General features: G+C 42.8%; 1 pseudogene. It reads right to left on the bottom strand.

The features are described 5' to 3' along the window. A pseudogene (locus AB4486_RS24285) lies at positions 1-432 on the bottom strand (ATP-binding protein); the annotation flags it as partial.

Raw genomic sequence — 432 nt, forward strand, 5'->3', positions numbered from 1 at the left:
TTATTGAGCTTTACTTGTTCAGAGATATTACGACCAAGTTTCTTAATGTCACGGTCGAAGCCGAGTAGCCGATGCTTGAAGTCAACGAGCATACGCCCCATGTTGACCGCGCTTTCAATTGTTATGCTGGTCACCTGAGGAATAATGTCATTCATGATGATTTCTAGAATATCTATTCGCTTAGAGTCACTAGCAACAATATCCTCTGTAATGGCGTTTCGGCTGCTTTCATTCCAGAAACGATACAGCTCCCCGTCACCAAGGTTGAGAGTGATAGTTTCCATCTGTTGTATATCTTTTTTACGTAGCTTAGTAAGCCTCTCTAACTCCGGGAGTTTGCTCTCTACATAGCTCAAGAGTGAATTTAAATCGCCGTTATAATCGAGCGCTTCTTGGCTGCCTTCTTCGCCCTCAAACATCACATAGTTAGTT

It is taken from the genome of Vibrio sp. 10N.222.55.C6 (assembly GCF_041473395.1).
GTDB lineage: Bacteria > Pseudomonadota > Gammaproteobacteria > Enterobacterales > Vibrionaceae > Vibrio > Vibrio crassostreae_C.